We start from the raw sequence: 22599 nt of genomic DNA, 5'->3' as shown, positions 1-22599 counted from the left end.
CATTGCGTATGTGGTTGCCTCCATCTCGGCGCGTACGCTGCCCGCTAGCGGCGATTACGCGTCATTTCCAGAGGAGAAGTGCCATGGCGTTCAACAATGTAGGGCCGCTGACATTCCTAAACCCCAACCAGTCTGCTTACTGGTGGTATGTCCGCAACGGCGGTGAAGACTTCGGCACGCAGTTTGCAAGCGCCGACGTCAAAACGCCGAATTCCGGGGGTGTTCATCGCGCCGACAATCAGCGCAAGGAGAAGGACAACAACGGCCATACGACGTACTACGTCACTATCACGAATCTTGGGCCGGGCGGTGCCTGGCATAACTTGCAAGGTGGGGGGGTGGTATGAAAATGATCGTCATCGTCAACAAGCAAGGGGAGCTTGTCGCTGCGCAGCAGAGTGACGGCGGCAGACGCGGTCAAGTGGCCGGAATCGCTGCTGGTCCCGATCAGCAGGCGCATATCGTCGACGTACCGGATGACGTGATCAAACTGGCCGAGCCCGAGGCGTTCGCTGCACGCATCAGATCGCTCGTGCCACGCGTTTGAAGCAGCATCGCTAACGGCAACGCCTTGCCGCTCCTCGAGTATCAAGCAGCTTTTTCGGGGAGCGGCAGGTTGCGGATAGGCGAACCGGGCATTTCAGCGCCGGATCATTCCTTCTGCGCCAGGAAATTCACGACCGCCGACGCCGTGGCACTCAATTGCTCACGTGACGGGAACACGAGCCAGAGCTGGCGATGCGCCCATTCGTCCGTCAGCGGGCGCACAACCACGTCGAGCTTGCCGACATATAACTGGCCGACTTGCTCGGGCGCGATGGCAATGCCGAGACCCGCGTGCGCCATGCGGCACAGTGCGTCCAGACTGGACACGCGAATCTTGATCCGCAGCGACGCCCCCACCGCACTCGCCTGCTGGCGCAGCAACTGCGTAAGCGCGCTGTTTCCCTGAAGGCCCACCAGCGTCTCGCCGACACATGCAGAGAACGGGATCTCACCCGTACGCGCCGCCAGCGGATGACCGACGGGCAAAATCACGGCAAGCCGGTCGCGCCGGTACGGCACCATCGTGAAAGCCTCGATCCCCTCAACGGCGTTACAGATACCCACATCCACCGCCCGCTCGCTCACGCGCTGAAGCACTTCATTGCTGTGCTGTTCGTCGAGTTCGACGTCCACAGCGGAAAACACGCGGCCAAAGGCGGCGAGATCCTCCGGCAGGAACTGGACGATGGCCGACAGGTTCGCCGCCATGCGCACGCTGCCGCGCGCGCCTTCGTGGAACTGAGACAACTCTGCGCCCAACGATTCGATGGTGCCGAGAATGCGTTCGGCGTAGCGACGCACCGTCTCGCCGACCGGCGTGACGGTGATACCGCGCTGATGACGCTGAATAAGGGGGAGTCCGACGATCGCCTCGATGTCGGCAATGCGCCGGCTGATGGCCGAGGGCGCGATGAATTCACGCTCGGCGGCACGCGCCATGCTCCGCTCCTGGCACACGGCCACGAAAAGGCGCAAAGAGGTGAGATCTAGCTTGCGGAGAAGGTTTTCCATACCCGTACGGCAATACACCGGAAATGCCGGAAACGCCCGGCTGGCGCGGCCCCACGCGGGGCACGTCTTTTGCTGGACAAACAACGAATCGACGCCTATTATACGCATCGCGTACACAGCCCTGCCGACCCGACCATGAGTGCACAGCAGACTTTCCTGCGCGACGCGATGCGCCGCCTGAACATGACCCGCGACAGCTTCGCCGAGCGCATCGGCGTTCGCCGGCGCGCCCTTGACACCTGGCTGCTACCTGAAGATTCGAGCGAATATCGCACGATGCCGAGCATCGTGGAGAAATTCGTCGGTGAAATCCTCGGTCGCGAAGCACCGTCCGCAGAATCTACGCAAAGCGCACACAAACCGTTGCGCGAACGCATGGGCCTCGACGGCAAGCCGCATCTGATCTCGGTCGACCAGTTCTCGCGCGACTCGCTCGAAGAGCTGTTCCACATCGCCGATATCATGCAACCGATCGCTCGCCGCCAGAAGATCTCGCGCGTGCTCGAAGGCGCCGTGCTCGGCAATCTGTTCTTCGAAGCCAGCACCCGGACCCGCGTGAGCTTCGGCGCCGCCTTCTGCCGTCTTGGCGGTTCGGTGTGCGACACCACCGGCTTCACGTTCTCGTCGATGGCCAAGGGCGAATCGATCTACGACACGAGCCGCGTGATGAGCGGTTACGTCGACGCGCTCGTCGTGCGCCACCCGGAAAAGGGCTCTGTCGCGGAATTCGCGCGCGCCACGAACATTCCCGTCATCAACGGCGGCGACGGTCCGGGTGAGCACCCGAGCCAGGCGATTCTCGACCTGTACACCATCGGCCGCGAGTTCTCCCGGCTGGGCAAACTGGTCGACGGCGCCCACGTCGCGATGGTTGGCGATCTGCGCTACGGCCGCACGGTGCACTCGCTCATCAAACTGCTTGCGTTGTATCGCGGCCTGAAGTTCACGTTGATCTCGCCGCCGTCGCTCGAAATGCCGACGTACATTCTCGACCAGATCTCGCAGAACGGTCACGTGATCGTGCAGAGCAACTCGCTTGCCGATCTGGCCGGTGCCGATGTGGTCTACGCCACGCGCATTCAGAAAGAGCGTTTTGCCGACGAAGCCATCGAAGGTTATACGCCGGACTTCCAGATCAACGAAGCGCTCATCAATCAGTATTGCGACGCGCGCACGATCATCATGCATCCGCTGCCGCGAGACAGTCGGCCGGGCGCCAACGATCTGTCGACGGATCTGAATCACGACCCGCGACTGGCCATCTTCCGCCAGACGGACAATGGCATTCCAGTACGCATGGCGATCTTCTCGATTCTGCTGGGCGTGGACAAGCAGGTGCAGCACAGCATGCGCGACGCCACTTGGCGCGCACCGTCGCACATCGGTCCGGACGACGCGCTGTTCGACGGTCTCGACTGACCGGCTATCTCTCGGAAAACACCGAGACCTACCTCAGCCACACCTGAAATTGCGCTGCCCCCAGGGATTTTTCGCGGGGGCAGCGTGCCATTACGAGTAAAATTGCGACCAAATCGAATCGGTACGCTTTTTTTGCTTTCCCGGAGGCCCACATGCGGCGCAAGACCCTTACCCAATATCTCATCGAACAGCAGCGAGAGTTCAACAACATTCCTGCCGAGCTGCGCCTGCTGATCGAAGTTGTTGCTCGCGCGTGCAAGTCGATCAGCCATGCCGTGTCCAAGGGGGCGCTGGGTGGCGTGCTGGGCAGTGCGGGCAGTGAGAACGTGCAGGGGGAAGTCCAGAAGAAGCTTGACGTGATCTCCAACGAGATCATGCTCGAAGCGAACGAATGGGGGGGGCATCTGGCGGCCATGGCGTCTGAAGAGATGGAAGACGTCTTCCACATTCCGAACCGCTATCCCCAGGGCGAATATCTGTTGATGTTCGATCCGCTCGACGGTTCGTCGAACATTGACGTGAACGTGTCGATCGGCACGATCTTCTCGGTGCTGCGTTGCCCGGAAGGCGTGACGGACCCCACGGAGAAGGACTTCCTGCAACCGGGCACGCAACAGGTCGCGGCCGGTTATGCGGTGTATGGTCCGCAAACGGTGCTGGTGCTCACGACGGGGCATGGCGTGAACTGCTTCACGCTCGATCGCGAAATGGGTTCGTGGGTGCTCACGCAGGAAGGCATGCGCATCCCGGAGGACACGAAGGAGTTCGCGATCAACATGTCGAACGAGCGGCATTGGTATCCGCCGGTGCAACGCTATGTCAGCGAGCTGCTGCAAGGCAAGGAAGGCGTGCGCGGCAAGGACTTCAACATGCGCTGGATCGCCTCGATGGTGGCGGACGTGCATCGCATTCTCACGCGCGGCGGCGTGTTCATGTACCCGGCCGACAAGCGCGATCCGGACAAGCCGGGCAAGCTGCGCATCATGTATGAAGCCAACCCGATGAGCCTTCTGGTGGAACAGGCGGGCGGCGCGGCAACGAACGGCATGCAGCGCATTCTGGATGTCCAGCCGCAGAAGCTGCACGAGCGGGTGGCCGTGTTCCTCGGTTCGAAGAACGAAGTCGACCGTGTGACTGCCTATCATCGAGAAGACAGCGCGAAGTAAGATCACGAGAACGTCGTCGTGCCGGCGAATACGTCGCGACAACGAAAGCGCAGGATTTCTGCAATTTCAAGGATTTACGCGTAACTCACGCATAGACAGCAAAAAATCTTTGAAAAAATTCGTGACAAACGTGAAAATTCTGCTATTATCTCACTTCTTCGCAGCGCCGGAGTAGCTCAGTCGGTAGAGCAGCTCATTCGTAATGAGAAGGTCGGGGGTTCGATTCCTCTCTCCGGCACCAGCGACTTAAATCGTTGGGTATGACGAAGTCCTAAAAACCCGCATAAGCATTAGCTTTGCGGGTTTTTTGTTTTCTCGCGAGGTGCCATGCAATGTCCCCTAATCTCGACCAATCCGGGGGCATTTTGGGGGGCATAACCGCGACTCCCGCGACCGATGCCCTCAACAGGCATGGCGTCGCAATCATGGCACTTACGGACGCCGAAGTTCGCACAGCGAAACCAGAACATAAAACGTATCGACTTGCCAACGCCAATGGCATGTAGTTGCGCATTCCCGTGAACGACGCGTGGCCGGCCGATTGCGGCGTTGGAAGTCGTTGAAGTGCTGGATGCTCTACGTCGCGCGGAGAAGCGCAACAAGCAGGGCCTCACGATCCTGAACGAGCCGCACGCCTTCGCGCAGAACCTCACGCTTCGGACCGCGGCGTCCCGTCGCCACCCGCTCGGCGATGTAGCTCTGGGACGAGGCGGCGGGAGACATCAGGCGTGCCCATGTGTCCGACCCTGAGCACACCATTGACTTCGAGACGTTCGCGGAAGCGATGGTGGCAACGGATAGGTTGATGGGTCCTCGCGTTATCCTTCACACGTCGAAGCGAGGCGAGAAACCGCGATTGGTGCGGTAGGTTAGCCGTCAACAAAAAAGCCGCCCGAATAATGTCGTGCGGCTTTTTTTGTTTTGGCCTGGCATCGTCTCACTCCCCTGCCCGGCCTCGCGCCTCGTCCGCGCCATCCACGGCGTTGTCGTTCGCCCCCTCGTCATCTGCCGCAGGCTGCGCCATCCAGGCGTGATAACCCGCCACGCCCATCTTGCGCATCAGCGCCTCGTTACGTTCAAAGATCGTCTCGGCTTCCGGAAACGCCTCCACCGCGCGATCGAGGCTCGACTCACGCAGCAAATGCAGAATCGGATAGGGCGAGCGGTTCGTGTAGTTCTCCACGTCGTCTGGCGCCGTGCCTTCAAATTGGTATTCCGGGTGAAAGCTCGCAATCTGTAACTCGCCTTCGAGATGCAACTGCTTGAGCATGCGCTCTGCGAAAAACAGGGCGTCGTTGTACTCGTGAAAATCGAGCAACGCATGCGGCAAGATCAGTAGTGTGGTGTCGACGGCTTGCGGATCGGCCTCGGCCAGCCGCCGCAACTCGCGCTCCAGATCAAGCAACGCGCCTTCCATATCGCTGGCCGCGCTCACGGCATAGCGAATCTGATCCTTGACGTGCACCGCCTTCGCGAACGGGCAGAGATTCAGCCCGATCACCGCGCGCGTGAGCCAATGGCGCGTCGCCGCAATCACGGCCTCATGGTCCTGACGTGGCAACGATTGAGGCGTGGCATCAGTCACTGGGAAGGTTTTCTCCGGCATACGAAATGGGGCAGTCACTCATGAATACCGCATTGTAATTCCCCGTCGGCCCGCACCGGCATGCCCGCCTTCGAGAACCTCCATGTGCGAATACCAAAACCGGCTCGAAGTATCTGGGTAACCATGCGCCTTCCCTACCGCACGCACCCGACACCTCCAACGCCTATGCTCGGCTCAACCCCCGCCCTGTCTCCCGTAGCAAGTACCTCCGAGCGCCTATCACTCCGCCTCGCCCCCACCGGGACGGACCTGGGTCGCCGCGCCTACCGCACGCACACCGCTCCTTTGGAGGCGATGTCACTGCCCCAATTGCTCGACGCCCAGAATTCCCGCCTCTATCGCCCGCAAGATATCTGGCATGCACTGGTCAATGCGCAGACCTATGCGAGCCGTGAGTTGCGAGCGATCTGCGAGCGCGCCTCGCCAAACGGGCCGCTGTTCGGTGAAATGGTGACGCTGCTCACGACAAAGGAAGAAGATCGTTCGTTGGATCGATTGTCCGATGCCGGCATCTTTCTGGCCCCAACGCGCGCCCATCAGTTGCTCGCCGAAGACGCCGCGCTATTGCGAAGCAACGAGGGGCTGAAACTCTGGCTAGAGTACGCCGCAGCACCCGCGAGCTATCTGAACGTGTTCGACGGATCGGATATCTTCAGCGAAACTATCGCGGAAGACCGTTCACGCATCGACAGAATCCTCCGTGTGCTGGTCGCGTGCGGCCGCGACCGAACGGACGCGCCGCCATTGAATCCGAGCGACACGATGCCCCGAAATCCACTGGCGCATCTGTGCAGCCAGATCGCACCGCAATGGCTGCGCCGATTGCTCGAACTCGGCGCCAAACCGGAGCAGACCAACAGCCGTGGCATGCCGTTGACGGTCGTCGCCATGAGAGCGCAAGCGCTTCGCCTTTACGTAGCCGGTCACGATCCGCTGGCCCCGCACGACTCGCTACGTCAGCTCGCACGACTACTCAAGCGGCGAGGCGCAGACCTGATGCAACCGGACCGCGAAGGCATGCCGTCCGTCACATTACTCACGCTTCACGGTCTTTGTGGCGCAGCCGAAGCCCTGCTGGCGACAGGGGCCGATCCCAACACGCCCGATCGGGGCGGCAACACACTCATGCACCATCTTGCCTACGTCGTGCATTTGCGCGACGACCCGGCAAAGGCCGATTGCGCCCACCTCGCGTACCTCGCCCATTACGTTCTCATCATCGCTTCACGCTATGGCGGCGACCTGACCCGGGTCAACCATGCAGGTCAATCCCCTCGCGCATGGCTGCCTGAATCCTTCACCCCGGCCCCGCAAATCGGCCAGACGTTCCTCGACACGGTTCGCAAGACGGCACTTCGGCGCATTCGATCACTCGTGTGACGGCAAGGTTGCATGGCACCCGCCACCGACCGGTGGGGTGGAACCACTCGCTATCGCTCGACATGACCGGCGGCGATCATGCCATCCGCCTGCACCATCTCACGCGCACACGTGAATTTCCCTTCCTCGATTCCCCATGCCTCAATCTCCTATCACTGCACAACCCGCGCTCTCAAGCGTCGCCTCCTCCTTCCACCCGGCGCAGGCTTCCGGGCCAGAACCCCCTCCCCACACGTCTGCCGCCAGTCTTCCCCCCCTGTCCGACATGACACTCAGTCGGCTGCTCCTGGCAAAACGAGACGGGCAATGCGCGTCGAAAGACGTCTGGGAAATGCTGATAAACGTGAACACGACAGCGGGCCGCGAGCTACTCGACAGTTGCCGGATTGCGGCCGAAACGCATCACCAGGCCATGGCGTTTACCATGGCCACCCTGTTCTGCTCCCCCGCGCAAGAGAGAACCCTCGCCAGACTGGACGAGGCAGGTATCTTCATCGACCCGACGCGAAGGGAACATCTGCGTCCATCAGACGCCGCCCTCCTCATGAGCGATGAGGGATTGCAGCTTTGGCTTCGCTTCGCGGCGTCACCGTCGGCCTATCCCAGCGTCTTTGTCGACTCGATTCTGAACGAGACGACTTCCACGGAACCAGAAGGGCCGCTCGCTTCAGCCCTCAGGGTGCTGGTCGTCAGCGGCCGCGACAAGACCAACGATGTGGCCGTATCGGAAATCCCGGGGAATTTTCATCTCCCGCTTTCTCATTTGTGCTGTCGGGTCGCGCCACAATGGCTGCCTTCACTGCTCGAATTCGGCACCGACCCCAATCAGCTCACCGCAAACGGTGTTCCACTGGTGGCGACCGCAATGGCCGCACAAGCCGAACGTCTGCGTTTGACCGGCCACGATTTGCTGACCCCGCATGTGTCGCTTTATCAGCTCGCCTCAATGCTCCGATCGCATGGCGCCCGCCTCTCGCAATACGGTCGCACGCGGTCGCCGCCGGCCATGTTGCTCGCGCTCAATGGCTATTGTGCGGCGGCGGAAGCGCTTCTCTCGACCGGAGCGGACTGTAATGTGACGGCGGACAACATGAAAGGCAACACACTCATGCACTCTCTCGCCGCAGCAACCCATCTCGGGCCACATTCCTTCTCCGCATTCTTCCTGCTCACGCTGGCGCTGCGCTACGGCGGCGATCTCGACCGGCCGAACCACGATGGTGTCAAGGCACGCGCACTGGTCTCCAAAAGTCTCGCGCAGTACCTGCAGGTCAGCCAAACGATGGTCGCGTCTACGCGCGAACGGGCACGATGCTGCATATCCAACGCGCCAAGGCCCCTTTCACGCAACGCCAGCCGGGACGTTCCCCCTTTCATCGCCACCTTTGCAGCGGAAGCCGGTCGGCTGTGCGCGCGCGGCCACGACCCGCTGCTTCCCCACGAATCCCTGTTTCAATTGGGGATGTCGCTCCAGCGCAACGGTGCAGATCTCGGGCAACGGCATGCCGACGGCATTCCCCCGGTGTTGTGGCTGACCCGACGTGGATATTGCGGGGCCGCAGAGGTTCTGCTGGCGCTATGTCCGAATGCCAATGTCCCCGGACGAGAAGGCCATACGCTGATGCACGCGCTTGCTGCCGCGACCCGCGCGCCGGACGGTGCCACGCTCGCCGACTACATGCTGACGACGGCATTACGCTACGGTGGCGACCCAACCCTGACCAATCGGTCCGGAATAACCGCCCTGTCTTTCCTGTCGGCCGATCAAAGCCGCTTTGTACGTGCGGGCTTCGCCTTGATCACCGCCACCCGCAAAAGGGCGCACGAAACGGTCGCCCGCCGCCACCAGCCCATCGTCCAGCCAGCAGACGAACCCATGCGACATTCCGCCGCATTCATATAATATGCATTTAATTTGCATCTTATAATCCCCTCGCCGGTACCCCGAAGTTGTCGTCGTGTTGTGAGCCCATGGGGCACCGGCAACCGAATGCCGCACCGCGAATCTCCGTACACGGGGATCGCGCGGTGCCCACGAAATACCCACAAGTGCGCCCATAAAGATGCATTTTATTGGCATCTTATAAATTCAGGAGTCTTGCCATGCTTTCCGCCGCTTCCCGCCCCTATATCGACGCGAGCGTTCCTGTTCTGCGCGAACACGGTCTTGCGATCACGCGTCACTTCTACGCGAGCATGTTCGAAGCGCATCCGGAGTTGCGCAATCTCTTCAATATGGGAAATCAGGCCAGCGGCGCACAGCAACAATCGCTCGCCTCGGCCGTGTTCGCGTACGCCGCGAACATCGACAACGCTGCGACGCTCGGGCCGGTGCTCGAGCGTATCGTGCACAAGCACGTCTCGGTGGGCATTACACCGTCGCACTATCCGATCGTCGGCCGCCATCTGCTGCGCGCCATCAAGGACGTGCTGGGCGACGCCGCCACGCCTGAACTGATCGCCGCATGGGACGAAGCGTACTGGCTGCTCGCCGGCGAACTGATTGCGGCGGAAGCGCGTCTGTCCGAACGCACGCACGCGCCGCTGGGGTCGCTGCGCGAACTGGTCGTGGCCGACGTCGACCGCGAAACGGAGCACATCGTCTCGTACTACCTGCACACGCCCGAGGGCGGATCGCCCGGTGAATTCGCGCCCGGACAATACGTGAGCGTGTCGGTCACGCTGCCCGACGGTCTGGAACAACGCCGTCAATACAGCTTGTCCGACGCGCCCGACGCACCGCACTGGCGCATTACGGTCAAGCGTGAAGACGCAGCGGATGCCAAGCCTGCCGGTCAGATTTCGAACTGGCTGCATGCCAACCTGAAGGCCGGCGATCGCATTCTCGTGAGCCCGCCCTACGGTGAGTTCACGACCACGCTCGATGCAGCACGCCCGCTCGTGCTGCTTAGCGCAGGCGTCGGCATCACACCGATGATGTCGATGATCGCCGCACTGGCCGCCAAGGGGTCGCGCCGCGAGATCCTGTTCGCGCACGCAGCCCGCAACGGCTCGCACGTCGCGTTACGCCGCCATCTGGTCCATGCCACCACGCAGTTGCCGCACCTGCGTGTGGCGACGTTCCTCGAGACGCCGACAGGCGCCGAACGCGAAGGCACTGGCGAGACGTTCGCCGGCCGGATGGATATTTCGCGTCTGACACTGCCTGCTGACGCCGATTACCTGCTGTGCGGCCCCGTGCCGTTCATGCAGACCCAATGGCGCGCCCTGCGCGACGCCGGTGTGCCTGCCGAGCGTCTGCACCGTGAAGTCTTCGGCCCCGACGCACTCGACCACCTGCTCTGATCTGCAACCCGAGCGGTAAACAACACGAGGCCCCCAATCGGAGGCCTCGTCGCTTCTCGATGCTCAGTCGATCAAGGTGCCCGAAGCGTCGTAGAACGGGTGTGCGCCACCCGCATCGTCCACGAACGCGAGATGCGAGACGAGGCCCGTCTCCGGTGTGAAACGGTGCAGTTGGAACGACGGCGGATCGAGCACCCATGCCGACGGCCCGCCCTCGCGCAAATCCAGGGCCACCTGATGCGCCGGTGACGGACACACGCTCGCGACAGTACCGGCAAAGCGCGTATGAATGGGCCGGTGCACGTGCCCGCAAATCACTCGCTCGATATTGTCGAAACGACGCACGACGGCCGCGAGCTTCGCGGCACCGTTGGCGTCGAGCGCCTGAATGTCCATGTGCTCGATGCCGCAGGCAAACGGCGGATGATGCATGGCGATGACAGTCGGCGTCGCGGTATCGCTCGCGAGCGTCGCCTCCAGCCATTCGAGACGTGCGTCGCACAGCTTGCCGCCGCCATTGGGCGGGTCTTGCGTATCGAGCGCCACGAGTCGCAGCGCGCCGAACATTGCCGTGTACTGCACGAACCCGCCCGGTTTGCCGAGATACGTGTGCTCCGGAAACACGTCGCGCAGCGCGTCGCGCCCGTCGTGATTACCGATCACGAGGTAGTACGGAATTTGCAGCGGCGTGAGCAACCGGCGCAGGTGTTCATATTCCTCTCGTGCGCCGAAGTCAACGAGATCGCCCGTCAGGACAACGAAGTCGGGACGCGGCGCCAGCGTATTCAGGCGCGCCACGCAGCGCTCGAGATAGGCGGCGGTATCCACGCGCCGATAGGCCAGCTTGCCGGGCCGTTTGATGTGAAGGTCGCTGATTTGCGCGAACAGCATGAGCGGATTATCCGTGAAGCGAAAAGACATGGGCGGCGGGCAGCGACAGGCCCACCCGATCGCCGACGCGGCACTCGCGACGGCTGGAGACTTCGACCAGCACCGGGCCTGCGACGGACACGCCGCTGAGCGTCAGGCGCGTGCGGTCGCCGAGAAACTGCACGTCGTCGACATGGCCGACGAGCGGCGCGTCGCCGGCGGGCACCACGATGGCATCTTCCGGGCGGAAGTACAGCTCTTGCACGTCGGCACGCACCTCCGGGCAGGCAACGCGACCGCCCTCCAGATGGAAATGACCGTCGCGCCACACACCAGCCAGGCGGTTGAGCGTGCCGACGAAATTCGCCACATGGCGCGAAGCCGGTTGGTAGTAGATGTCGCGCGGCGCACCGATCTGCTCGATGCGGCCCGCACTCATCACCACGATGCGGTCGCCCAGCGCCATCGCTTCGCCCTGATCATGCGTGACATACACCGTCGTCACCCCGAGCCCGCGCAGCAGACGATCCATATCTGCACGCACCGTCTCGCGCAGCTTGGCGTCGAGCGCGGTGAGCGGCTCGTCGAGCAACAACACACGCGGCTCCGGCGCGAGCGCGCGCGCCAATGCCACGCGCTGCTTCTGACCGCCCGAGAGTTGTGCGATGGCGCGATCGGCGAAAGGCGTGAGATGCACGAGATCGAGCAGTTCGTTCACGCGCTTGTCGATCTGGGCCGATGGCAGTCCGCGCAGCTTCAGGCCGTACGCGACGTTGCCGCGCACGGTGAAGTTCGGAAACAGGGCGTAATTCTGGAACACCATGCCCACACGGCGCTTTTCGATGGGCAGGCGCGTGACGTCCTCGTCGCCGAAGCGCACACGGCCGCCCGCGTCAGGGCGTTCGAGGCCTGCGATCATGCGCAGGGTCGTGGTTTTGCCGCAACCGGACGGGCCGAGCAGCACCAACGTCTCGCCCGCGCCGATCGTCAGATCGAGCGGTTGCAGTACGGTGTTGCCGTGAAACGTCTTGGCACAGCGTTCGAGATGAATCGGGATGGAAGTCAGTTTCATCGTCATATCCTTGGCATTCGGTAGGCGTGCAATGCAGCCACTTGATCAGGTACGGCCTTTGGCATTGCGCACCTTCGCCCGCTGGGCCGTCATCTGCATGACGATGAGCAGCGGCACGATCAACACGAAAAACACCGCCGTGTACGCGCTGCCGATCTCCAGACGCAGCGACGCGTAGGCGTCCGCCAGCCCCACGGGCAGCGTCTTGGTATCGGGCGTGTGCAACATCCACGTCAGGTTGAATTCGCCGAGCGAGAGCGTTACCACGATGAGGGCGGCCGCCACGATCTCGCTGCGGATGTTGGGCAGCACCACGGTCGTGAAGCGTCGCAGGAAGTTCGCGCCGAGGCTCGCTGCGCCCTCCTCCATCAGCTTGATACGCGAGTCGGCGCACGCGGCCGCAACGGCACGCACCATGAACGGCAGCGTGAAGATCACGTGCCCGACCACGATGAACGCCAGGCTTTCGCGAAAACCGCGCATGCCGCCATACACGCTGATCAGCGCGAGCGCACTCGCCAGCCCCGGCAGCGCGATGGGCAACGTCAGCAACTCTTCGATCCAGCGCGCCATGCGGCTCTGCCAGCGCGCGAGCACGTAACCGGCCGGCACGCCGAGCAGCGCGACCAGCACCAGCGTGGCGCCGCCGACATACAGCGAATTCAGAATGGCGTCGTGATAGTCCTGCCAGACCTGAATCACCCACTTGAAGGTAAGGCCAGCCGACGGACCACGGAAGTAATTCACCGACAGCCCCGCGAGAACCGACATGCCCACGGGAATCAGCAGGAACGCACACATCAGCAGCGTGAGCAGCAGTTGCAGCGTGAAAAGGGTTTTCTTGAGCATGCGAATCAACCTCCGGCGGCGACGCCCTGCCCCGTGAAATTACGGGCGAGCATGAGCACCGCCCACGTCACGATGCCGAGAATTACCGAGAGCGCCGCCGCCGTCGCCACATTGGCATTGAGCGTGAACTCGGTGTAGATAGTCATCGGCAGCACATCGATGTCGGTAGCCAGCGTGAAGGCCGTGCCGAACGCACCGACCGAGGTCGCGAAACACATCGCTCCCGAAGCGATCAGCGCGGGAGCGAGCGCTGGCAACGTCACGTCACGGGCAATGGCGAACGGCCCCGCGCCGAGCGACGCCGCCGCTTCCGTGAGCGAATGATCGAGCGATTCCGCTGCCGCCATCACGGCGAGGATCACGCGCGGAATCGAGAAATACAGGTAGCCGAGGAACAGGCCCGCGAGCGAATACGCGAACACGAGCTTGTGGCCAATGAGCTTGGTCGACAAGTCGCCGATCAGGCCCTGACGTCCCGCGAGCATGATGACCATGAAACCGACCACCACGCCGGGGAACGCCAGCGGCAGGGTAAGCATCGACACGAGGATCGATTTACCCGGGAAGTCGTGACGGGTGAGGAAGAGGCCCGCCACAAGCGACAACGCCAGGGTGGCAAGGGTGACCAGCGCCGAGAGCACGACGGTCTGCCACAGGCTATCGAGATAACGTGCATTGGTGAGAATGGCGCGATAGGTCTCGAACGCGTGACCGTCGCCGCTCACTTGCACAAGGGCGGCCATCGGCAATAGCCAGAACGCCAGAAAAACCGCCAGCGCCGGTAGCAGAAGTGCCACGCGCCAGCCGCGCGGCAGGGTCAGGTCACGCATCGCTTGCTTTGCTCCTCTTCCTCGTTGGACGTGACCGTGCTTAGCGCACGTTCTTCAGATACTGCTGACCGAACGCGTCCTGCTGTGCGGCAAGCTTCTGCAGATCAACCGGCTTCACACGGGCATAGTCGGACGCGGGGAGGAATTTGGCAGCCACGTCGGCCGGCATCGTGCTCGCACGCACCGGACGCAGGAAGGCTTGCGCCCAATGCGCCTGGCCCTTGTCGGACAGCGTGTAGTCGATCACCTTCTTGCCGTTGTCGGCGTGCGGCGCGTTCTTCACGAGCGCGATCACATACGGCAGCGACACCGAGCCTTCCATCGGGATCACGAACTGCACGTTTGCGCGGTCCTTGTAGATGGCGCGATACGCATTGAAGTCGAAGTCGATCAGGATGGGAATCTCACCCGAGAGCACGCGGGCATACGCCGTTTGCTTGGGCACGATCGGCGCGTTGGCCTTGAGCTTCTGGAAGTAGCCGATGGCCGGGCCGAAGTTGTCCATCGAACCGCCGAGGGCCTGATTGGCGGCAATCGCGGCGGCATAGCCGGCGAATGCGCTGCTCGGGTCCAGATACCCCACCATGCCGCGGTATTCCGGCTTGAGCAGATCGGCCCACGAACGCGGCACCGGCTTGCCTTCCAGGGCGTCGCGATTCACGAAGAAACCGACCGTGCCCGAGTGGATCGTCGTCCACATGCCGTTCGGATCCTTCATGGTGGCCGGCACCTGATCCCAGTTCGCCGGCTTGTACGGGGCGAGCAGGCCCTTCTTGGCGGCTTCGATGGCCGAGGTAATGCCGAGGTACACGATGTCGGCCACCGGCGCCTTCTGTTCCGCGATCATCTGCGCGACAGCCTGGCCGGAGTTCTTGTTATCGAGCGGCACGCGAATGCCGGTGTCCTGTGCAATGGCCTTGACCTGACCGGCCCAGTCCGCCCATTCCGGCGGGCAGTTGTAACAGATGGCGGTCTGCTGGGCATGCGCGGCGCCAGCGCCGAGCAAGGTGAAAAGCGCCAGCGTGCGGGCGGCGCGGGTGATCCAAAGCTTCATTTCTGTGGGCTCCTGAATGTCTGAGCATTGGCGGCACGATGTGCTGCCGGATAAGTGCGGGCCTCACGCCCGGATGCCTGATTGCCTCGGCCGGCGCTGCACTCTCTTTTTCGGAGCCAGTCGTCAGCCAGTTTCCTTGCTACTGCTTTTCCTTCAAATCCGTTTCGACATCGCGTCAATGTCGATCTTTCTTTCGCGGCGGTGCCGCCACCGTGCCGCCGCGACGAATCTCGTGCGGCAAGATCAGAGCGTGGCCGAGCGATGCGTCGGCCGGCGCGGTCGCCGCACCGGTACGGCCATCACGTCCATCGATCTGTGCAAGCAAACGCTGCGCCGCGTGACGGCCGATCTCCACGCTAGGCTGTACGACAGTGGCGAGCGTCGGCGAGAGCAACTCGCCCACGGCCAGCCCGTCGAAGCCGAGCACCGACATGTCGTCGGGCACGCGCAAACCGGCTTCGCGCAGCGCACGCATCACGCCTAGGGCCAGCAGATCGTTGGAGCAGAACAGGGCCGTGGGACGTGCGCCGTCGCGCTCGCGCTGCGCCAACCATTCGCGAACTCGCTCGCCGCGAGCCCCGCTGTTGAAGTCGATTTCAAAGGCCGGCAGCGGCGTCAGGCCGGCGGCCTGCATGGCGTCGCAATAGCCGAGATAGCGGCGCTTGGCGCGGTCAGACGCGTGCAATGCCCCGGTCACCATGACGATGTCGCGGTGCCCCGCCTCGATTAGCATGGCCACACCCTGCGCGGCGGCGGCCCGGTTGTCCACCGACACGCAGGGACGCTGCGGCGCATCGTTGTAGACAAGCTGACACGCCACCCCCTCGGCTGCGAGATCGTCGACAAGCGCACTGTGCTCGGCGTCGGCCAGTGTCAGCAGCAGCCCGTCCACACGTTGTTGCAGCAAGGTCTCGATGGCGTTGCGCTCACGCTCCGGGTCGTATTGGGTGGTAACAAGCAGCAGGCGGCGTCCCGTGCCGTCGATGGCGGCTTCGATCCCCTCCAGACAATCGGCAAAGACCGGGTTGCCCAGCGTCGGCAGCATCACGCCAATCAGGCCCGTGCGCTCTCCGCGCAACTGACGGCCCAGCGCATTGGGACGGAATTTCAGCTCGGCGGCGGCCGCTTGCACGCGGGCAAGCGTCTCGGGGCGCACCAGTTGCGGCGAATTGAGTGCGCGCGACACTGTCGCAATCGAGCACCCCGCGCGCTGCGCCACGTCCCGTATGTCTGCCACGCCCCTCTCCTTGTTATGAGCCGTCAAAATTCGAAGTTGACGGATTTTACGCAAATGTAAACGTTTACGAAAACGTTTTCACTCCGGGATTCTATGGAGGCATTGTGATGAATTCATGACAGCGAGGAAAGTCCGGCCAATTCGCTATCCGATTCATCGGCAGCGCTGACGAAAGTCATCGAAGCGGGCGAGGTGTTCGGCGACCGCCGAAGGCCGGTATGCCGCCTATACTGAAATTCCCCCCTCGCGCCGGGGCATAACGGCACCCCTTCCTCGACTACCGACTACCGGGATCGGCCATGAACGAATATCACTTCCTCACCTTGTGGCGGCTGACCGCACCGCTGGACGAAGTCTGGGACACGATTCGCGACGTCGACCATTGGGCTCGCTGGTGGCCGTGCGTGCGCAACGTGCGCACCCTGGAACCGGGCGACGCCGATGGCGTGGGCACCGTGCGCGAACTGACCTGGCATGGTGCGTTGCCCTACTCGCTCACGTTCGAGACCCGCATCACGCACATCGATCCGATGCGCGAGGTGCGCGGCGTGGCGACGGGCGAGGTGGAAGGCACCGGCGTCTGGCGCTTCGACACGGAAGGCTCGATCACCGTCGTGCGCTACGCCTGGGACGTACACATGAAGCGCGGCTGGATGAACAAACTCTCCCCCATCGCCGAGCCACTGTTCCGCTGGAATCACAACTACGTCATGCGACGCGGCGGCGAAGGCCTGGCAGCAGTGCTCAACGCCCATCTGGTCGAGTGTCTCGATACCGACCTGCCGCCGGCGGCCATCGGCGAGGAACGCAACCCGCGCGACCTACGCGAAGCCCGCTCGCGAATGAGTCACCACTCCCATCACTGACCACCTCAGCTATTCCATTAAGGAATAGACAACCCGGTATATTTCATTATTTTTTATGGAGCCGGATGCTTAGACTCGAAGGCATCCGGCGGTGGACCTATGGCGTTCCAACGATCGCCGCCGCCCCCGCAGAACATACTGCTCCAGGAGACCCTCGTGAGCCTTGCGACTCCGCCGCTGCTGCGGCACTACGTGGACGGTGCATTTGTCGCCACCGATCGCCAGTTCGATAATGTGAGCCCCGTCGACGGACGGCTTGTCGCAAAAGTCTGCGAAGCCGACGCGGCGACGGTCGACCGGGCGGTGAGCGCCGCCCGTCGCGCCCTGCGCGATGGGCCGTGGGGCAAGACCACGCCCGCCGAGCGCGCCGCCGTGCTGCACCGCATTGCCGACGGCATTCAGGCGCGCTTCGACGAGTTCGTCGCGGCCGAAGTCGCCGACACCGGTCGTCCCGCCGAGCAGGCTCGCACGCTGGACATTGCGCGCGGCATCGCCAACTTCCGCATGTTCGCCGACCTCATCAAGACAGCGGGCAGCGAAATGTACGAAATGCGCGCGGCCGATGGCGGCGACGTGATGAACTACGTGACGCGCAAACCCCTCGGGGTGATCGGCATCATCTCGCCGTGGAACCTGCCGTTGCTGTTGTTCACGTGGAAGGTGGCGCCCGCGCTGGCGATGGGCAACTGCGTGGTCGCCAAGCCGTCGGAAGAAACACCCTCGTCCGCGACGCTGCTCGCCGAAGTGATGGACGCCGCCGGCGTACCGCCCGGCGTCTTCAACCTGATACACGGCTTCGGCCCCGGCTCGGCGGGGGAATTCCTGACGAAGCATCCTGACGTGGCCGCAATCACCTTTACGGGCGAGTCGCGCACCGGCAGCGCCATCATGAAAGCCGTGGCCGACGGCGTGAAGGAAATCTCGTTCGAACTTGGCGGCAAGAATGCCGCCGTGGTGTTCGCCGACGCCGACTTCGACAAGGCGCTCGACGGCGTGGTCCGCTCGTCGTTCACCAACGCCGGTCAAGTGTGCCTGTGCTCGGAGCGTGTCTACGTCGAGCGGCCGATTTTCGAGCGCTTCGTCGCCGCACTGGCCGAACGCGCCGCCGCGCTGCGCATCGACGCCCCCGATGCTCCCCGCGTGCAGATGGGTCCGCTCGTGTCGCGCAAGCATCGCGAGAAGGTGCTCTCGTACTATCGGCTGGCGGTCGAAGAAGGCGCAACGGTTGTTACCGGCGGTGGTGTACCCGCCTTCGGCGACGCGCGTGACGATGGCGCCTTCGTGCAACCGACGGTCTGGACCGGCCTGCCCGACACGGCACGCTGCGTGCGCGAGGAAATCTTCGGCCCGGTGTGTCACGTCGCCCCGTTCGACAGCGAAGACGAAGTGATCCGCCGCGTGAACGATAGCGACTATGGCCTCGCCGGCTGTGTCTGGACGACGAACCTGTCGCGCGCGCATCGCGTCGCACGTCAGTTCCAGACCGGGCTCGTATGGGTGAACACCTGGTTCCTGAGAGACCTGCGCACACCTTTCGGCGGCGTGAAACTCTCCGGGCTGGGCCGCGAAGGCGGACGCCATTCACTCGACTTCTATTCCGAAATCACCAATATCTGCATCAAACTGTGAGGCGACGGTGCGGCGATATCGATGGGGGTCGAGACGGCCGCACCCGTGCGCCATCCCATCAAAATAACAACGGAGACTGACGACACATGAGCGCATCGCAAGACACGCAGGCCCGCGTGGTGGCTGGCAAGGCCAAACCGCGCGGCAAGTTCCCGCACATCAAACGCGCCGGCGACTTCCTGTTCGTCTCGGGCACCAGTTCGCGCCGTCCGGACAACACATACGCAGGTGCGCAAGCCGATGCGCTGGGCGTGACGCAGCTCGACATCCGCGAACAGACGCGCGCCGTCATCGAGAACATTCGCGACATTCTCGCGAGCGAGGGCGCTACGCTGGCCGACGTGGTCGAAGTCGGCTCGTTCCTCGTGAACATGAACGACTTCGGCGGCTACAACGAGGTATACGGCGAGTACTTCGACGAGAACGGTCCGACGCGCACGACGGTGGCAGTGCACCAGTTGCCGCATCCGCTGTTGCTTATCGAAATCAAGTGTGTGGCCTACGCGCCACGTTCGCGCTGAAGACAGAGACCTCACCTGACGCGGCTGACGCTGCATGCCCCGGGAGACAGCATGTTGACATATGGCAAACCTTTCAATTTCCAGCGCTGGACCGACGATCACGCGCATCTGCTCAAGCCGCCTGTCGGCAACCAGCAGATCTGGCAGGACAGCGATTTCATCGTGACGGTCGTGGGTGGACCGAACCACCGCACCGACTACCACGACGATCCGCTCGAGGAGTTTTTCTATCAATTCAAGGGCAACGCGTGGATCAATCTCTGGATCGACGGCCGCCCCGAGCGCATCGACCTCAGGGAAGGCGACATCTTTCTGCTGCCGCCGCACGTGCGTCACTCGCCGCAACGGCCCGAAGCCGGAAGCCTGTGCCTTGTCGTCGAACGCCAGCGCCCGCCCGGTCTGCTCGACGGCTTCGAGTGGTACTGCCTCAAATGCGGCTCGCAGGTGCACCGCGTGGAAGTGCAACTCAAGAGCATCGTGACGGACCTGCCGCCGCTGTTCGAAGCGTTTTACGGCGCCGAATCGCTGCGCCGGTGTCCGAGTTGCGGCGAGATCCACCCGGGCCGCGCGGCAAAACCCAAGACCACCGCACCGGCGTCTGCCTGACCCGCGACACCGCTCACAGAACATCACACGTCACGTCATGAAGAAAATCGACATGCACGCCCACTTCTTCCCGCGCATCTCGCAGGAGGAAGCGGCCCGTCTCGACCCCGCCACCGCACCGTGGCTGCGCATCGACGCAAGCGGCGAGACCGGCAACATCATGCTCGACAACCGCGCTTTCCGTCCCGTCTACCGCGCGCTGTGGGACCCCGCGCTGCGCGTTGAAGAACTCGACCGTCATGGTATCGACCTGCAAGTGGTCTGCGCCACACCGATCATGTTCGGCTACCGCCACGACGGGCACGCGGTCATGGACTGGGTTCGGCGCATGAACGATCTGGCGCTGGCGCATTGCGCCTACGCCCCGACCCGGCTCAAGCCCATGGCGCAGGTACCGCTGCAGGACCTCGATCTGGCCTGCGCGGAAGCGTCGCGCGCCAAGGCCAGCGGTCATATCGGCGTGCAGATCGGCAATCACCTCGGCGACAAGGATCTGGACGACGAACCGCTCGTGGCGTTTTTGCGGCACTGCGGCAACGAACATATCCCCGTGCTCGTGCATCCGTGGGACATGATGACCGACGGCCGCATGAAGAAGTGGATGATGCCGTGGCTCGTGGCCATGCCCGCCGAGACGCAGCTCTCGATTCTCTCGCTGATCCTCTCGGGCGCATTCGAGCGTCTGCCCCGCTCACTCAAGCTGTGTTTTGCGCACGGCGGCGGCGCCTTTCCGTATCTGCTGGGCCGCGCCGAGAACGCGTGGCATTGCCGCGACATCGTGCGCGCCGACAGTCCGCACCCGCCGTCCCATTATCTGGACCGTTTCTATGTGGACAGCGCCGTGTTCGACCCGCGCGCCTTGCGCCTGCTGGTCGACACCATGGGCGTAGAGCGCATCATGCTCGGCTCGGACCACCCGTTCCCCCTCGGTGAGCAGGACATCGGCCGTCTGGTGGCCGAACAACCGGGGCTGGACGACGCCGCCCGGCACCGCATTCTGGCCGCGAACGCCCTCGAGTTCTTCGGTCTGTAACTGGTGCTTTCCCGAGGTGTTTTTGAAATTGCTTGCCTACGCAAAAGGCGTCGTTTAGGCTGGGCACTGAAATATTTGATGCTTAAACAATTTAGCTAGCCTGACGCGCCTGGGCCTGCCTTTGCTGCCTGCGGACGAGGTGAAGAAGCGGTCAAGTATTCCAGCGCGAGTCCTTCGGCTGACAATGTTTACCAGTACCGCCAACCTAGTTTGGAGACCATGATGACGGGAACGAAGACCATACAACGCAAAGCCATCGCTGTGTTGGGCGCCGTCGCTGCTGCGGCGGCGATGTTGGCATCGAACGGTGCACACGCCCAGGTGAAGATCGGCTTCATCGGCACACTCTCCGGCCCCGGCGGCGCGCTCGGCCAGGACCAGTACGACGCCTTCATGCTCGCCATCGAGCAAAAGGGCGGCAAGCTGGGCGGCGTGCCCGTGCAGGTCATCAAGGAAGACGATCAACTCAAGCCCGACGTGGGCGTGCAGGCTGCGCAAAAGCTGGTGGAGCGCGACAAGGTGTCGCTCATCACCGGCGTGACGTTCTCGAACGTGATGATGGCCATCCACAAGAACGTGACCAACGCGGGGGTGGTGATGGTCGGCTCGAACGCCGGCCCGACCCCGATTGCCGGGGCGCAATGCTCGCCGAACTTCTTCTCAACGTCATGGGATAACGACGAACTGCACGAAGCCGGCGGTCAGCTCTCGACCGATCTGGGCTACAAGAAGATGTATGTCATGGCCCCGAACTATCAGGCCGGGCGCGACGCCGTGAACGGTTTCAAGCGCGACTATAAAGGCCAGATCGTCGACGAGGTCTACACGCAGGTCAACCAGCCCGACTACTCGGCTGAAATCGCCCAGTTGCAAGCCGCCAAACCCGACGCCGTCTACGTCTTCTATCCGGGCGGCATGGGCGTGAACTTCGTCAAGCAATACCGTCAAGCCGGGCTGCTCGGCAAGATTCCGCTGATCTCCGTGTCGACCATCGACGGCTCGACCCTGCCCGCGCTCAAGGAACTGGCCGTCGGCGCCATCACCAGCGCGCCGTACTCGCCGGATCTCGACAACGCACAGAACAAGCAATTCGTCGCGGCCTTCCAGAAGAAATACAACCGTATGCCGTCGATGTATGCCGCCCAGTCGTACGACGCCGCCAACCTGATCGACTCGGCGCTCGCGAAGACCAAGGGCAGCGTGGCGGATCGTGAAGCCCTGCGCGCCGCCCTCAAGGCGGCCGACTTCTCGTCCGTGCGCGGGCCGTTCAAGTTCGCCAGCAACCAGTTCCCCGTGGCGCAGTTCTATCGCGTGGATGTCGTGAAGGACGCCAACGGCGCGGCGTTCGCGACCAAGGGACAAATTCAGATCAAGACACGTGCCGATCTGGCCGCGCAGTGCAAGATCAAGTCGTAACCTGACGCCCGTAACGCCCGTAAAGCACGTAAAGCCCCGGCATCGCGGCGCTCCCGCGATGCCGATGGACCGATTTACCGCAAGCCGCACACGCGCGCGAGGTCTCGCGTGTGCGCTGCCCGCTGTTGCTGACGTGCTCCGGTGTCCCGCACCGGCGGCACTGCCGTTGCACGACCCGAGCC

The 22599-nt window shown here is 63.0% G+C and carries 22 protein-coding genes and 1 tRNA gene; 14 read left to right on the top strand and 9 right to left on the bottom strand.

Annotated elements, in window-relative coordinates; translation table 11 throughout:
* The first annotated feature begins 83 nt into the window (after nt 1–83).
* Entirely contained in the window at nt 84–347 is a 264-nt protein-coding gene (locus PHO31112_RS20280) for a hypothetical protein (protein WP_150586297.1), read from the top strand.
* 2 nt (nt 348–349) lie between these two features.
* The gene (locus PHO31112_RS20275; RefSeq protein ID WP_150622458.1) at nt 350–547 is read left to right on the top strand and encodes a hypothetical protein; all 198 of its coding nucleotides are present in this window, start codon (nt 350–352) and stop codon (nt 545–547) included.
* A 104-nt stretch (nt 548–651) separates the two neighbouring features.
* Here the strand turns inward: PHO31112_RS20275 and PHO31112_RS20270 are convergent, their stop codons facing one another.
* Nucleotides 652–1557, bottom strand: coding sequence for a LysR substrate-binding domain-containing protein (locus tag PHO31112_RS20270; RefSeq protein WP_150622456.1), 906 nt, complete (start codon nt 1555–1557; stop codon nt 652–654).
* 135 nt (nt 1558–1692) lie between these two features.
* Here PHO31112_RS20270 and PHO31112_RS20265 point away from each other — a divergent pair, with 135 nt between their 5' ends.
* From PHO31112_RS20265 to PHO31112_RS20255, 3 genes are all read left to right on the top strand, one after another.
* A complete protein-coding gene (locus PHO31112_RS20265; RefSeq protein WP_150622454.1) occupies nt 1693–2976 on the top strand; it encodes an aspartate carbamoyltransferase in 1284 nt (427 codons plus the stop codon).
* Between the two features lie 152 nt (nt 2977–3128).
* Nucleotides 3129–4142, top strand: coding sequence for a class 1 fructose-bisphosphatase (locus PHO31112_RS20260; RefSeq protein WP_150622452.1), 1014 nt, complete (start codon nt 3129–3131; stop codon nt 4140–4142).
* 165 nt (nt 4143–4307) lie between these two features.
* Nucleotides 4308–4383: transfer RNA gene (locus PHO31112_RS20255), tRNA-Thr, on the top strand.
* A gap of 335 nt (nt 4384–4718) precedes the next feature.
* On the opposite strand, the gene PHO31112_RS20250 is transcribed toward PHO31112_RS20255, so the two are convergent.
* Complete coding sequence (locus PHO31112_RS20250) at nt 4719–4865, bottom strand: type II toxin-antitoxin system ParD family antitoxin (RefSeq protein WP_150622450.1); 147 nt, start codon at nt 4863–4865, stop codon at nt 4719–4721.
* 214 nt (nt 4866–5079) lie between these two features.
* Nucleotides 5080–5748: a DUF1415 domain-containing protein gene (locus PHO31112_RS20245; protein WP_150622614.1), complete on the bottom strand. Its 669-nt coding sequence runs from the start codon at nt 5746–5748 to the stop codon at nt 5080–5082.
* Nucleotides 5749–6042: 294 nt separating this feature from the next.
* On the opposite strand from PHO31112_RS20245, the gene PHO31112_RS20240 reads away from it, so the two are divergent.
* The 3 genes from PHO31112_RS20240 to hmpA all read left to right on the top strand — a co-directional run bounded on the left by PHO31112_RS20240 (nt 6043) and on the right by hmpA (nt 10434).
* Nucleotides 6043–7128 (top strand): ankyrin repeat domain-containing protein, encoded by a 1086-nt coding sequence (locus tag PHO31112_RS20240; protein WP_150622447.1) that lies wholly within the window; start codon nt 6043–6045, stop codon nt 7126–7128.
* A 265-nt stretch (nt 7129–7393) separates the two neighbouring features.
* Nucleotides 7394–9031 (top strand): ankyrin repeat domain-containing protein, encoded by a 1638-nt coding sequence (locus tag PHO31112_RS20235; protein WP_150622445.1) that lies wholly within the window; start codon nt 7394–7396, stop codon nt 9029–9031.
* Nucleotides 9032–9231: 200 nt separating this feature from the next.
* Nucleotides 9232–10434 (top strand): NO-inducible flavohemoprotein, encoded by a 1203-nt coding sequence (gene hmpA / locus PHO31112_RS20230; protein ID WP_150622443.1) that lies wholly within the window; start codon nt 9232–9234, stop codon nt 10432–10434.
* 63 nt (nt 10435–10497) lie between these two features.
* Here hmpA and PHO31112_RS20225 read toward each other — a convergent pair whose 3' ends face one another.
* The 6 genes from PHO31112_RS20225 to PHO31112_RS20200 all read right to left on the bottom strand — a co-directional run bounded on the left by PHO31112_RS20225 (nt 10498) and on the right by PHO31112_RS20200 (nt 16346).
* Complete coding sequence (locus tag PHO31112_RS20225; protein ID WP_150622441.1) at nt 10498–11325, bottom strand: phosphodiesterase; 828 nt, start codon at nt 11323–11325, stop codon at nt 10498–10500.
* 7 nt (nt 11326–11332) lie between these two features.
* On the bottom strand, nt 11333–12376 hold the full coding sequence (locus PHO31112_RS20220) for an ABC transporter ATP-binding protein (RefSeq protein WP_150622439.1): 1044 nt from the start codon (nt 12374–12376) through the stop codon (nt 11333–11335).
* A gap of 45 nt (nt 12377–12421) precedes the next feature.
* On the bottom strand, nt 12422–13234 hold the full coding sequence (locus PHO31112_RS20215) for an ABC transporter permease (RefSeq protein ID WP_425495222.1): 813 nt from the start codon (nt 13232–13234) through the stop codon (nt 12422–12424).
* A complete protein-coding gene (locus tag PHO31112_RS20210; RefSeq protein ID WP_010805847.1) occupies nt 13231–14055 on the bottom strand; it encodes an ABC transporter permease in 825 nt (274 codons plus the stop codon). The genes PHO31112_RS20215 and PHO31112_RS20210 overlap by 4 nt, the downstream gene beginning before the upstream one ends.
* Before the next feature lie 40 nt (nt 14056–14095).
* On the bottom strand, nt 14096–15109 hold the full coding sequence (locus tag PHO31112_RS20205; RefSeq protein ID WP_010805846.1) for an extracellular solute-binding protein: 1014 nt from the start codon (nt 15107–15109) through the stop codon (nt 14096–14098).
* A gap of 175 nt (nt 15110–15284) precedes the next feature.
* Entirely contained in the window at nt 15285–16346 is a 1062-nt protein-coding gene (locus PHO31112_RS20200) for a LacI family DNA-binding transcriptional regulator (RefSeq protein WP_010805845.1), read from the bottom strand.
* A gap of 299 nt (nt 16347–16645) precedes the next feature.
* Between PHO31112_RS20200 and PHO31112_RS20195 the strand changes: the two genes are divergently transcribed.
* The 6 genes from PHO31112_RS20195 to PHO31112_RS20170 all read left to right on the top strand — a co-directional run bounded on the left by PHO31112_RS20195 (nt 16646) and on the right by PHO31112_RS20170 (nt 22417).
* Entirely contained in the window at nt 16646–17212 is a 567-nt protein-coding gene (locus PHO31112_RS20195; RefSeq protein WP_150622435.1) for an SRPBCC family protein, read from the top strand.
* 156 nt (nt 17213–17368) lie between these two features.
* Nucleotides 17369–18841 (top strand): 2-hydroxymuconic semialdehyde dehydrogenase, encoded by a 1473-nt coding sequence (locus PHO31112_RS20190; RefSeq protein ID WP_150622433.1) that lies wholly within the window; start codon nt 17369–17371, stop codon nt 18839–18841.
* An 86-nt stretch (nt 18842–18927) separates the two neighbouring features.
* Nucleotides 18928–19362, top strand: a complete 435-nt coding sequence (locus PHO31112_RS20185) for a RidA family protein (protein WP_150622431.1) — start codon at nt 18928–18930, stop codon at nt 19360–19362.
* A 51-nt stretch (nt 19363–19413) separates the two neighbouring features.
* Nucleotides 19414–19968 (top strand): 3-hydroxyanthranilate 3,4-dioxygenase, encoded by a 555-nt coding sequence (locus PHO31112_RS20180; protein ID WP_150622429.1) that lies wholly within the window; start codon nt 19414–19416, stop codon nt 19966–19968.
* Nucleotides 19969–20005: 37 nt separating this feature from the next.
* A complete protein-coding gene (locus PHO31112_RS20175; protein ID WP_150622427.1) occupies nt 20006–21001 on the top strand; it encodes an amidohydrolase family protein in 996 nt (331 codons plus the stop codon).
* Nucleotides 21002–21223: 222 nt separating this feature from the next.
* On the top strand, nt 21224–22417 hold the full coding sequence (locus PHO31112_RS20170) for an ABC transporter substrate-binding protein (RefSeq protein ID WP_150622612.1): 1194 nt from the start codon (nt 21224–21226) through the stop codon (nt 22415–22417).
* Nucleotides 22418–22599 lie beyond the last annotated feature (182 nt).

Source organism: Pandoraea horticolens (genome assembly GCF_902459555.1).
GTDB lineage: Bacteria > Pseudomonadota > Gammaproteobacteria > Burkholderiales > Burkholderiaceae > Pandoraea > Pandoraea horticolens.
Note: the sequence above shows the minus strand (reverse complement) of the source record. Positions and strands in the feature narration are given on the sequence as shown.